At 65.0% G+C, this 12,223-nt stretch carries 12 protein-coding genes; all 12 read left to right on the top strand.

What is annotated here, in order from left to right; genetic code table 11:
* Window positions 1-93: 93 nt before the first annotated feature.
* The 12 genes from aroA (at window position 94) to IVA98_RS10220 (ending at window position 12,213) form a co-directional block, all read left to right on the top strand.
* Window positions 94-1,431 carry a 3-phosphoshikimate 1-carboxyvinyltransferase gene (gene aroA / locus IVA98_RS10165; RefSeq protein WP_247334519.1) on the top strand — a complete coding sequence of 446 codons (1,338 nt, stop codon included), beginning with the start codon at window positions 94-96 and terminating at the stop codon, window positions 1,429-1,431.
* Window positions 1,428-2,066 carry a (d)CMP kinase gene (gene cmk / locus IVA98_RS10170; protein ID WP_247303918.1) on the top strand — a complete coding sequence of 213 codons (639 nt, stop codon included), beginning with the start codon at window positions 1,428-1,430 and terminating at the stop codon, window positions 2,064-2,066. Before aroA ends, cmk begins: the two co-directional genes overlap by 4 nt.
* A gap of 266 nt (window positions 2,067-2,332) precedes the next feature.
* Entirely contained in the window at window positions 2,333-4,039 is a 1,707-nt protein-coding gene (rpsA, locus tag IVA98_RS10175) for a 30S ribosomal protein S1 (RefSeq protein ID WP_247276520.1), read from the top strand.
* Window positions 4,040-4,296: 257 nt separating this feature from the next.
* Entirely contained in the window at window positions 4,297-5,277 is a 981-nt protein-coding gene (gene sppA, locus IVA98_RS10180) for a signal peptide peptidase SppA (RefSeq protein ID WP_247303915.1), read from the top strand.
* A 173-nt stretch (window positions 5,278-5,450) separates the two neighbouring features.
* A complete protein-coding gene (locus tag IVA98_RS10185; protein ID WP_008539997.1) occupies window positions 5,451-5,756 on the top strand; it encodes an integration host factor subunit beta in 306 nt (101 codons plus the stop codon).
* Between the two features lie 71 nt (window positions 5,757-5,827).
* Window positions 5,828-6,220, top strand: coding sequence for a lipopolysaccharide assembly protein LapA domain-containing protein (locus IVA98_RS10190; protein ID WP_247354817.1), 393 nt, complete (start codon window positions 5,828-5,830; stop codon window positions 6,218-6,220).
* Between the two features lie 65 nt (window positions 6,221-6,285).
* Window positions 6,286-6,957, top strand: coding sequence for a phosphoribosylanthranilate isomerase (locus IVA98_RS10195; protein ID WP_247303911.1), 672 nt, complete (start codon window positions 6,286-6,288; stop codon window positions 6,955-6,957).
* Window positions 6,954-8,168, top strand: coding sequence for a tryptophan synthase subunit beta (gene trpB / locus IVA98_RS10200; protein WP_247334521.1), 1,215 nt, complete (start codon window positions 6,954-6,956; stop codon window positions 8,166-8,168). Before IVA98_RS10195 ends, trpB begins: the two co-directional genes overlap by 4 nt.
* A complete protein-coding gene (trpA, locus tag IVA98_RS10205) occupies window positions 8,165-9,001 on the top strand; it encodes a tryptophan synthase subunit alpha (RefSeq protein WP_247334522.1) in 837 nt (278 codons plus the stop codon). Before trpB ends, trpA begins: the two co-directional genes overlap by 4 nt.
* 172 nt (window positions 9,002-9,173) lie before the next feature.
* Complete coding sequence (gene accD, locus IVA98_RS10210) at window positions 9,174-10,115, top strand: acetyl-CoA carboxylase, carboxyltransferase subunit beta (protein ID WP_247303905.1); 942 nt, start codon at window positions 9,174-9,176, stop codon at window positions 10,113-10,115.
* On the top strand, window positions 10,112-11,455 hold the full coding sequence (locus IVA98_RS10215) for a bifunctional folylpolyglutamate synthase/dihydrofolate synthase (RefSeq protein WP_247303903.1): 1,344 nt from the start codon (window positions 10,112-10,114) through the stop codon (window positions 11,453-11,455). The genes accD and IVA98_RS10215 overlap by 4 nt, the downstream gene beginning before the upstream one ends.
* Window positions 11,456-11,472: 17 nt before the next feature.
* Window positions 11,473-12,213: a metallophosphoesterase family protein gene (locus IVA98_RS10220; RefSeq protein ID WP_247303901.1), complete on the top strand. Its 741-nt coding sequence runs from the start codon at window positions 11,473-11,475 to the stop codon at window positions 12,211-12,213.
* Window positions 12,214-12,223 lie beyond the last annotated feature (10 nt).

A 12,223-nucleotide genomic window follows, 5' to 3' on the forward strand; every position in this document is an offset into this window, starting at 1 on the left:
AGCGCATTACGGGAGAACGACATCCCCGTGACGGGGCACGGACCATGTGGTACCTGCCCCCAGCCCCTTAGGGGCGCATCCAAGGACACAATCTTGACCCATTCCGACCAACCGCGGCCGCTGCAGTCTCGCGCCAGCGGCCCCCTGACCGGGAAAGTACGGGTACCCGGTGACAAGTCGATCTCCCACCGCGCCCTGATCCTGGGGGCGCTCGCGGTCGGCGAGACCCGGGTTTCGGGCCTGCTCGAGGGCGAAGACGTCCTCAACACCGCCAAATCCATGCAGGCGCTGGGCGCCAGGGTTGAGCGCACCGGCGATTTCGCCTGGACGGTGAACGGCGTCGGCGTCGGTGGCTTCGCCCAGCCCAAGGCGGCGCTGGATTTCGGCAATTCCGGCACCGGCTGCCGCCTGGTCATGGGCGCCGTCGCGGGATGCCCGATCTCGGCGGTGTTCGACGGCGACGCCTCGCTGCGCAGCCGCCCGATGCGCCGGATCCTCGATCCACTCGAACAGATCGGCGCCAGGGTCGTGTCGGGCAGCGAGGGCGGCCGTCTGCCGCTGACCCTGCAGGGCGCGCGCGATCCGCTGCCGATCACCTACAAGACCCCGGTCGCCTCGGCCCAGATCAAATCGGCCGTGCTGCTCGCGGGCCTGGCTGCGCCGGGCACGACCACGGTGATCGAGACCGAGGCGAGCCGCGACCATACCGAGCTGATGCTGCAGCATTTTGGTGCCGCCATCACCTCCACGAAGGAAGGGCAGCACAGCCGCCGCATCACGCTTCAAGGCCAGCCAGAGCTGCACGGTGCCAACGTCATCGTGCCGGCCGACCCGTCCTCGGCGGCCTTCCCCGTCGTTGCCGCGCTGATCGCCGAGGGCTCCGACGTCGTCCTGTCGGACGTAATGACCAATCCGCTGCGCACCGGCCTGTTCACCACGCTGCGCGAAATGGGCGCCTCGATCGAGGAGAGCGACGTGCGACGCGACGCCGGCGAGCCGATGGCCCAGCTGCGCGTGCGCGCGTCGAAGCTGCGCGGTGTCGAGGTGCCGCCGGAGCGCGCGCCCTCGATGATCGACGAATACCTCGTATTGGCCGTCGCGGCCGCTTTCGCCGAGGGCACGACCATCATGCGCGGCCTGCAAGAGCTGCGCGTCAAGGAATCCGACCGGCTCGAGGCCACGGCCGACATGCTTCGCGTCAACGGCGTCAAGGTCGAGGTCTCCGGTGATGATCTGATCGTTGAAGGCCGCGGTCACGTGCCCGGCGGGGGCGTTGTTGCCACCCACATGGACCATCGCATCGCGATGTCCGCGCTGGTGATGGGTTGCGCGTCCGACCAGCCGGTCGGCGTCGACGACACCGCCTTCATCGCCACCAGCTTTCCGGATTTCATTCCGATGATGCGTTCGCTAGGGGCCGAGTTTTCATGATCATCGCCATCGACGGGCCCGCAGCCTCGGGCAAGGGGACGCTCGGCAAGCGCCTCGCCCACCATTACGGTTATCGTCATCTCGATACCGGCGTCATCTATCGCGCAGTGGCTTACGAGCTGATGCAGTCCGGTCACGATCTCCGCGACGAGGCAGCCGCGGTCGCGGCGGCGCTGGAACTCGACCCCGAAAAGTTCGGCAATCCCGTCCTCAAGACCCAGACGGTCGGCGAGGGGGCCTCCATCGTCTCGGCCATTCCGAGAGTCCGCGAGGTCCTGGTCAATTTCCAGCGGCAATTCGCCGCCGATCCGCCCGGCGCCGTGCTCGATGGCCGGGACATTGGAACCGTGATCTGCCCCCATGCCGACGTGAAGATTTTCGTCGTCGCCGACCCCAGGGTCCGCGCTCACCGCCGGACCATGGAGGCGCGGGCGCGGGGGGAAGAGGCGGACGAGGCGGCCGTGCTCGCCGACATCATCCAGCGCGACGAGCGCGACAAGAACCGGCCGATTGCGCCTTTAAAGCCGGCGCCGGATGCTTACTTGCTTGATAACTCCCAACTGGATATAGAAGGCGGCGTCCGGGCCGCCATCGACATTATCGAGGCCGTCCGAGCGGGCCGGTCGCGGGGTTAAGCCGCAGCCGTCATTGGAGGAAGCGCCCGCTCCCGCTCTTTGAGGTCGATAACCTTCGGTCCCTATTTGGGGCCGACGCGATCCAGGCTCCGGACAAGAATTTCCACGTATCGAACGCGCGGGCCTCAGCCGGCCCGCTTCCGCTGCTCCAGCACCGAGCCGGAGCCGCGAGCGGTCGCTCGAAGGTCTTGCGGACCTTCCGACACTGCGTGTGCGATGCGCCCATGAACCCAACGGCCGGCAAGACTTCCGCAACTGGAGAACAAATGGCTTCGACTTCTGCTGATACCTATAGCCCCTCGCGCGACGATTTCGCCGCGATGCTCGACGAGTCCTTCGCAGGCGGCAACCTGCAGGAAAGCTCCGTCGTCAAGGGCAAGGTGGTTGCAATTGAAAAGGACATGGCCGTCATCGACGTCGGCCTGAAGACCGAGGGCCGCGTTGCCCTGCGCGAATTTTCCGGCCCCGGCCGTGACAGCGAGATCAAGGTCGGCGACGAGGTGGAAGTGTTCCTCGATCGCATCGAGAACGCCCTCGGCGAAGCCGTGCTGTCGCGCGACAAGGCGCGCCGCGAAGAGAGCTGGGGCAAGCTCGAGAAGGCGTTCCAGAACAACGAGAAGGTCAACGGGGTCATCTTCAACCAGGTCAAGGGCGGCTTCACCGTCGACCTCGACGGTGCCGTGGCCTTCCTGCCGCGCTCGCAGGTCGACATCCGTCCGATCCGCGACGTCGCGCCGCTGATGAACAATTCGCAGCCGTTCCAGATCCTCAAAATGGACCGCCGTCGCGGCAACATCGTCGTGTCCCGCCGCACCGTGCTGGAAGAGACCCGCGCCGAGCAGCGTCAGGAGCTGGTGCAGAATCTCGAAGAGGGTCAGGTCATCGACGGCGTGGTCAAGAACATCACCGACTATGGTGCGTTCGTTGATCTCGGCGGCATCGACGGCCTCCTGCACGTCACCGACATCGCCTGGCGCCGCGTCAACCATCCGACCGAGGTGCTCTCGATTGGCCAGACCGTGAAGGTCAAGATCATCAAGATCAACCACGAGACGCACCGCATCTCGCTGGGCATGAAACAGCTCTTGGATGATCCGTGGCAGGGCATCGAAGCCAAGTACCCGCTGGGTGCCCGCTTCACCGGCCGCGTCACCAACATCACCGACTACGGCGCGTTCGTCGAGCTCGAGCCGGGCATCGAAGGCCTGATCCACGTCTCCGAGATGTCGTGGACCAAGAAGAACATGCACCCCGGCAAGATCGTTTCGACCTCGCAGGAAGTCGACGTGCAGGTGCTGGAAGTCGATTCCGTCAAGCGCCGCATCTCGCTCGGCCTCAAGCAGACCATGCGCAATCCCTGGGAGGTCTTCGTCGAAGCTCACCCGACCGGTTCGGTGGTCGAAGGCGAGGTCAAGAACAAGACCGAGTTCGGTCTGTTCCTGGGTCTCGAAGGCGACGTCGACGGCATGGTCCACCTCTCCGACCTCGACTGGAAGCTTCCGGGCGAGCAGGTGATCGACAACTACAAGAAGGGCGACATGGTCAAGGCCGTGGTGCTCGACGTGGACGTCGAGAAGGAGCGCATCTCGCTCGGCATCAAGCAGCTCGAAGGCGACCCCTTCGCGGAGCCCGGCGATGTCAAGAAGGGCGCGGTCGTGACCTGCGAAGTGCTCGAAGTGAAGGAGAGCGGCATCGAGGTGAAGATCGCCGGTACCGACTTCTCGACCTTCATCAAGCGCTCGGAGCTCGCCCGTGACCGCAACGACCAGCGCGCCGAACGCTTTGCCGTCGGCGAGAAGGTCGATGCCCGCGTGATCCAGTTCGACAAGAAGGCCCGCAAGGTCCAGGTGTCGATTAAGGCGCTCGAAGTCGCCGAAGAAAAGGAAGCCATCGCGCAGTACGGCTCCTCCGATTCGGGTGCGACGCTCGGCGACATCTTGGGCACCGCGCTCAAGAACCGCGACAACAAGTAAGCGAAACGCACGTTTCGCTGCATCGAAGCCCCGGCGCGAGCCGGGGCTTTTTGTTGCGTGCTCGCGGCCCGGATGGAGCGCAGCGTCACCCGGAAAGTCCTTCCTCGGCCGACGATCCCGGATTGCGCTTCGCTCCATCCGGGCTCGGACGGGCCTTGTTTTCTTCAAATTGCGCCGCAATTGATGTATCGAGAATAAGCCGATGGTTACGCTGTGACGGCACAACGCGCTCCGTCTTTCATTTTGGAGATATTCCGATGTCGCTCGATTCGGACATCATCGTCGATCGCCGCAGGATCCGCCGCAAGCTAACGTTCTGGCGCGTGATGGCCGCGTTGATCGCGGTCGCGGCGATTGCGAGCTTTGCACTGATCGCGACACCAGGTGCGCGCGGCACGTTCGCGTCTGCCGGTTCGATCGCGCGCGTCCACATCGAGGGCCTGATCCGCAGCGATTCCGATCGCACCCAGGCGCTGGAGCGGCTGGAGAATTCGCAGGCCGCTGCCGTCATCGTTCACGTCAACTCCCCGGGCGGCACCACCGCCGGCTCCGAGCAGCTCTACGATTCGCTCACCCGGTTGAAGGCGAAGAAGCCGCTCGTCGTCGTGGTCGAGGGCCTCGCCGCCTCCGGCGGCTACATCACCGCGATCGCCAGCGACCACATCATCGCCCAGCAGAGCTCGCTAGTCGGCTCGATCGGCGTGCTGTTTCAATACCCCAATGTCTCCGAGTTGCTGAAGACCATCGGCGTCAAGGTCGAGGAGGTGAAGTCGTCGCCGCTGAAGGCCGCGCCCAACGGTTTCGAGCCCACCAGCCCCGAGGCGCGGGCCGCGCTCGATGCGCTGGTGAAGGATTCCTACGCCTGGTTCAGAGGCCTGGTGAAGGAACGGCGTGGCATGGATGACACGCTGCTCGAGAAAGTGGCCGATGGCCGCGTCTTCACCGGCCGTCAGGCGATCGATCTCAAGCTGATCGACCAGATCGGCGACGAGAAGACGGCGGTGACCTGGCTGGTCGAGCAGAAGGGCGTCAAGAAGGGGCTCAGCGTGCGCGATTACAAGCTCGAGCCGCGCTTCGGCGATCTGCCATTCCTCAAGACGGCCGCCGCTGTGACGCTGGAAGCGCTGGGTTTGAGCTCGATTGCGCATCAAATCGGGCAAACCGGCGTCGCGCAGGCGGTCGATCGGTTCGGAATGGATGGAATGCTGGCCCTGTGGCAGCCGGCCGCGTCAAACTGACTGGAACCGAGGCGAGCGTGCGGGGGTTTTCCCGCGTGACGGGTGCCGGCACAGCCTGCTTTTTCGGCATTTGTCACGTATTTTCACGACGCTCAATCTTGATTTAGCGTCTTGACAGATCAAGGTATTTTCACGGAAATGGTCATCCGCACGCTCCCGGGTCCTATCTCTCGATGATCAAATCCGAACTTGTTCAGCGTATCGCCGAGCACAACCCGCATCTGTACCAGCGGGATGTCGAGAACATTGTGAATGCGATTCTCGAAGAGATCGTAGCGGCCCTCGCACGCGGTGATCGCGTCGAGCTGCGCGGCTTCGGTGCCTTCTCGGTCAAGCATCGCCCTGCACGCGCCGGGCGTAATCCGCGCACCGGCGCTCATGTGCCTGTCGACCAGAAGAGCGTTCCGTTCTTCAAGACCGGCAAGGAAATGCGCGAGCGGCTGAACCGCGACCATCCGGATCCCGGCGCGGCAGATTGAGCCCGGCGTCAGGATTTTCTGCGGTCGCGCATGATGCGGCCGCAAGCTTGATTCAAGGCGAGCGAAGCGAGATGCGAAAGTTCCTGACCGCGCTGATCGTGATTCCGCTGGGCCTGCTCCTGCTGGTTTTCGCCATCGCCAACCGGCATTTCGTCACCGTCTCCTTCGATCCCTTCATGTCGGCCGACCCGTCGCTGTCGGTCACCTTGCCGCTGTTCCTGCTTTTGATCCTGGTCGCTGCCCTTGGCGTGCTGACGGGTGGATGCGCGGCCTGGCTCGGCCAGTGGCACTGGCGGCGCGCGGCGCGCCGGAATGAGGCGGATGCACGAGCTGCCAAGGGCGAACTGGCCGATCTGCGGGCCCAAATGGCCGCGGCAAGGGCCGAGTCCCAGCGCCTCCCCGTCCCCTCGGGGGTCGGCCTTTACGGGCCCATCGGGCGAGACAAGCAGCGCGCGAGGTTGTAGAAGCGGCCGCAACCGAAGCCCTGTTTTCCGGCCGCGGGCCCGCGGCCTCCATCCGCTTTGAGACCATGTCCCTGCTCGTCAAAATCTGCGGCCTGTCCACGCCCGAGACGCTTGAGGTGGCGCTCGAGGCGGGTGCCGACATGGTGGGGTTCGTGTTCTTTCCGCCGTCGCCGCGGCACCTGTCGCTGGAAGCGGGACGCGATCTCGGCCGCCAGGTGAAGCGCCGTGCGCTCAAGGTCGCGCTGATCGTCGATGCCGACGATGCCATGCTCGACAACATCATGGACGCGCTGTCGCCGGACATTCTGCAGCTCCATGGCAAGGAGAGCGTGGCGCGGCTGCGCGACATCAAGCAGCGGTTCGGCCGTCCGGTGATGAAGGCGTTGCCGGTCGCCACATCTGCCGATCTCGCGGTGCTGCCCGGCTACGCCGCAGTCGCCGACCGCATCCTGTTCGATGCGCGCGCACCGAAAGATGCAACCCGCCCCGGTGGTCTCGGCGCCCCCTTCGACTGGCACCTGCTCCAAAATCTCGATGTGAGCCTGCCCTATATGGTCTCGGGCGGGCTTCACGCCGATAACGTTGCGGAAGCCATCCGCGTCACCGGAGCCGGCGGCGTCGACGTCTCCTCCGGTATCGAGAGCGCTCCGGGCGTGAAAGATCCGGAGATGATCAAGGCCTTCATCCGCGCCGCGCGCGCCAGCCAAGATACGAGCCAAGAGTTGAGTGTCCGATGAACGTCGCCAAACCCAATTCCTACCGTAGTGGCCCCGACGAGCGCGGCCATTTCGGCATTTTCGGCGGCCGCTTCGTCGCCGAAACCTTGATGCCGCTGATCTTCGATCTGGAGAAGGCCTATACCGAAGCCAAGGCCGATCCGGCGTTCCAGGCCGAGATGAACGGCTACCTCAAGAACTATGTCGGCCGGCCCTCGCCACTTTATTTCGCTGAGCGCCTGACCGAGCATCTCGGCGGCGCCAGGATTTATCTCAAGCGCGAGGAGCTCAACCACACCGGCTCGCACAAGGTGAACAATGTGCTCGGCCAGATCATGCTGGCGCGGCGCATGGGCAAGAAGCGCATCATCGCCGAGACCGGCGCCGGCCAGCACGGTGTTGCCACCGCGACGCTATGCGCTCGCTTCGGCCTCGAATGCGTGGTCTATATGGGCGCTGTCGACGTCGAGCGGCAGCAGCCCAACGTCATCCGCATGGAGATGCTGGGCGCCAAGGTGATGCCGGTGCAGTCAGGCACGCGCACGCTGAAGGACGCCATGAACGAGGCGCTGCGCGACTGGGTCACCAACGTGCACAACACGTTCTATTGCATCGGCACGGTGGCGGGCCCGCATCCCTATCCGACGCTGGTGCGCGACTTCCAGTCGATCATCGGCAACGAGACCAAGACGCAGATGCAGGAGATCGAGGGCCGCTTGCCGGACTCGCTGGTGGCCTGCATCGGTGGCGGCTCGAATGCGATGGGCCTGTTCCATCCGTTCCTCGATGATCCCTCCGTCGAGATCTTCGGCGTCGAAGCCGCCGGCCACGGGCTCACGCAGCTGCACGCCGCCTCGATCGCGGGCGGCCGTCCCGGCGTGCTCCACGGCAACCGCACCTATCTTCTCATGGATGCGGACGGTCAGATCCAGGACGCGCATTCGATCTCGGCCGGTCTCGACTATCCCGGCATCGGCCCCGAACATTCCTGGCTGCACGAGGTCGGGCGCGTCAAATATCTCTCCGCGACGGACGACGAAGCACTCGCTGCGTTCCAATTGCTGTCGCGGCTGGAAGGCATCATTCCCGCGCTCGAGCCGGCGCACGCCATCGCCAAGGTGATGGAGCTCGCGCCGAAGCGGCCTCGGGATCACCTGATGGTCGTCAATCTCTCCGGCCGCGGCGACAAGGACGTCCCGCAAGTCGGCGACATCCTGAGGGGCAAGAAGTGACCACGCGTATCGACACCCGTTTTGCCGAGCTGAAGAAGCAGGGCCGCCCGGCGTTCGTGACCTTCCTGATGGCCGGCGACCCTGATGCGGCGACGTCGCTCGAGATCATCAAGGCGCTGCCGAGGTCGGGTGCCGACGTGATCGAGATCGGCATGCCCTTCACCGATCCGATGGCGGATGGTCCGTCGATCCAGGCCGCGGGTCTGCGCGCGCTCAAGGCCGGCATGACGCTGAAGAAGACGCTCGAGCTCGTGCGCGGCTTCCGCAAGGACGACAACGCGACGCCGATCGTGCTGATGGGCTATTACAATCCGATCTACATCTACGGCGTCGACAAGTTCCTGGCTGACGCGAAGAGCGCAGGTGTCGATGGCCTCATCATCGTCGATCTGCCGCCGGAGGAAGACGACGAGCTGTGCCTGCCGGCGATGAAGGCCGGCCTCAACTTCATCCGCCTGGCGACGCCAACCACCGACGACAAGCGCCTGCCGGCCGTGCTCGCCAACACCTCGGGCTTCGTCTACTACGTCTCGATCACCGGTATCACCGGAGCGGCGGCTGCGGACTCCTCGGCGGTGAGCGAAGCCGTTGCCCGCATCAAGCGACATACCAAGTTGCCGGTCTGCGTCGGCTTCGGCATCCGCACGCCGGAGACAGCCAAGGCGATCGCCTCGCATGCCAATGGCGCCGTAGTTGGCACAGCGCTGGTCGATGCGCTCAAGAACAGCCTCGACGCCGAGGGGCGAGCGACCGATAAAACCGTTGACGCCGTCGCCGAGCTGACGGCGGCCCTGGCCCGGGGCGTCAAGGGGGCGCAGCAAGCGGCGGAATAGGCCATAGTTCCGCTTTAGCTCTTAAGTTTGAGCATGATCTTGTCGGAAAACCGCTTCACACTTTTCCGGATCATGCTCTAAGGCAGGCGATACGGCGGCTTGCCGGGCAGCGGCCCGGCCGCCATATATTCTTCAGGCGACCCGCGAGGCGGTTCGCGCATCGGAGCAAAGCATGAACTGGCTTACCAATGTGGTCCGGCCGAAGATCCGCAACATGCTGCGGCGGGAGACGCCGGAGAATCTGTGGATCAAGTGTCCGGATTCCGGACAGCTCGTGTTCTACAAGGACGTCGAGGCCAACCAGTTCGTCATCCCCGGCTCGAACTACCACGTGCGCATGGGCGCGGTGGCGCGGTTGAAGTCGATCTTCGACAACGAGACCTGGTTCGACGTCGCGCTGCCCGAGGTCACGCCCGATCCGCTCAAGTTTCGCGACGAGAAAAAATACGTCGACCGCATCAAGGATGCGCGCGCGCGCACCAACCTCAACGACGCGATCAAGGTCGGCTACGGCAAGCTCGAAGGCTCCGCCGTCGTCGTCGCCGTGCAGGACTTCGATTTCATGGGCGGCTCGCTCGGCATGGCCGCGGGCGAAGCCATCGTGCGCGGAATGGAGCTCGCGGTTGAGAAGAAGTCGCCATTCATCGTGTTTGCCGCATCGGGCGGCGCGCGCATGCAGGAAGGCATTTTGTCGTTGATGCAGATGCCGCGCACCACGGTGGCGGTGCAGATGCTGCGTGAGGCAAAACTGCCCTATATCGTCGTGCTGACCAATCCGACCACCGGCGGTGTCACCGCGTCCTACGCCATGCTCGGCGACGTGCACATCGCCGAGCCCGGCGCGTTGATCGGTTTCGCCGGCGCGCGCGTGATCGAGCAGACCATCCGCGAAAAGCTCCCCGAGGGGTTCCAGCGCGCCGAGTATCTGAAGGAGCACGGCATGGTCGACATGGTCGTACATCGCCACGAATTGCGTCCGACCCTGGCACGGCTCTGCCGCCTGCTGACCAAGGCGCCGGCGCAGGAAGGCGCGTCGAAATCGGTGCAGCCGGTCGCGAGCCCCGCGCAGATCGTATCGGCCGCCGAGACGGCGCCGGCTGCGCCCCACGCGTGAACGCGTCCTCTGACAGCACAAAGCCGCCGCTCGGCGAACTGATCGGGCGGCTGTCGGCCCTGCATCAGAAACGCATCGATCTCGGGCTCGAGCGGATGCATCGTCTGCTCGCGCGGCTCGGCCATCCCGAACGCAAGCTGGCGCCGGTGATCCACATCGCCGGCACCAACGGCAAGGGCTCCACCCTCGCCTATCTGCGCGCGACGCTGGAGGCCGCGGGCTTGCGCGTCCACGCCTATACCTCACCCTATCTCGTCCGCATCAACGAATGCTTCCGGCTCGGTCGCGTCGGCGGCGGCGTGCTCGTCAGCGACGATGAACTGCGCACTGCTCTGGAAGAGATCGAGCGCGTCAATGCCGGCGAGGCTGCGACATTGTTCGAGCTGAAGACCGCCGCGGCTTTCCTCTTGTTCGCACAGAATCCGGCCGATGTCGTGCTGCTCGAAGTCGGCCTCGGCGGCCGGCTCGATTCGACCAATGTGGTCGATGCGCCGGCGGCCTGCGTGATCACGCCTGTCAGCATGGACCACATGGACTTCCTTGGGTCGACCCTGACATCGATCGCCGGCGAGAAGGCCGCGATCATCAAGCGTGGCGTGCCCGTGATTTGTGCCGAGCAGGCTGCCGAGGCGATGACCGTGATCGAAGCACAGGCCAGGCGCATGCGCGCGCCGCTGTTTGCGGCGAACGAAAGTTGGCACGTCAATGTCGAGCGCGGACGTCTGGTCTATTCCGACGATCGCGGCCTGATGGATCTTGCGGCGCCGCGCCTGTTCGGACGCCATCAGTTCGACAATGCCGGCCTTGCAATCGCGACGCTGCGCGCCCTCCCGGGGTTCAAGATCAACCAGACGGCGTTCGAGGCCGGTATCGTCGGGGCGGAATGGCCGGCACGAATGCAGCGCATCACCTCGGGGGAGCTGCTCTCTTGGGGACCGCACGGCTCGGACATCTGGCTCGATGGTGGGCACAATGCGGAAGGCGGCCGCGTGGCCGCCGCCGCGCTCGGTGATCTCGAAGAGCGGGTGTCGCGGCCGCTGGTCGTCATCGCCGGCATGATGGCCAACAAGGACGCGCGGGGTTTTCTTGCCAATTTCGCCGGGCTTACCCGTCACATCATCGCGGTGCCGATCCCTGATGCCGAGAACGCGATGCCGGTCGACCGCCTGGCGGACGCCGCGCGCAGCCTCGGCATGCGCGTCGAGCCCGCGCCTGGCATCGAAGCTGCGCTGCGCGCATTGGCGAAGCTCGCCTACGAGGTGCCGCCACGCATTCTGATCACCGGCTCGTTGTATCTGGCCGGCCACGTGCTCGCAATCAACGGCACGCCTCCTGCATAGCGACTACGGTGACCACGATGCGTTTTGCTGCGATTGCCGACGTCCACGGAAACTACCTCGCGCTCGAAGCGGTGCTCGCCGATATCCGCACCCTCGGCGTTGCCGACGTCGTCAATCTCGGCGACATGCTGAGCGGGCCGCTCGATGCGCGCAGGACGATCGAGATCCTGATGAGGCTCGACGCCGTGCACGTGCTTGGCAATCACGACCGCTATCTGCTCGACCGCGCTCCGGAAAAGATGGGCTCGTGGGATCGTCCCGCCCATGCGCAGATCGACGCCGCGCAGCTCGACTGGCTGCGCGCGCAGCCGATGACACGGGTCTTCCGAGAACAGGTGTTCCTTTGCCACGCGACGCCCGGCAGCGACGAGGTGTACTGGCTCGATACCGTGCGTCCCGACGGCACGGTGGCGCTGTCGCCGCTCGATCGCATCGAACCATTCGCGCAAGGCATCACGCAGTCGTTGATCCTCTGCGCCCACACCCACCTTGCACGGGCCGTGCGCCTGCGCGACGGGCGGCTGATCGTCAATCCCGGCAGCGTCGGCAGTCCCGGCTTTCGGGACAAGCATCCATTCCCGCATGTCGTCGAAGCCGGCACGCCGCACGCGCGTTATGCCGTTCTCGAACTCGCTGACGGCGCTTGGCAGGTGACGTTGCGCCACGTCACTTATGATCACGAGGCCATGGCCGCGCTGGCGCGACGCAACAATCAGCCCGAACTGGCGAATGCGCTGGCGACGGGGTGGATCAAATAGCTGTGGCTAC

The sequence above is a fragment of the Bradyrhizobium sp. 160 genome (assembly GCF_023073735.1).
Classification (GTDB): Bacteria; Pseudomonadota; Alphaproteobacteria; order Rhizobiales; family Xanthobacteraceae; genus Bradyrhizobium.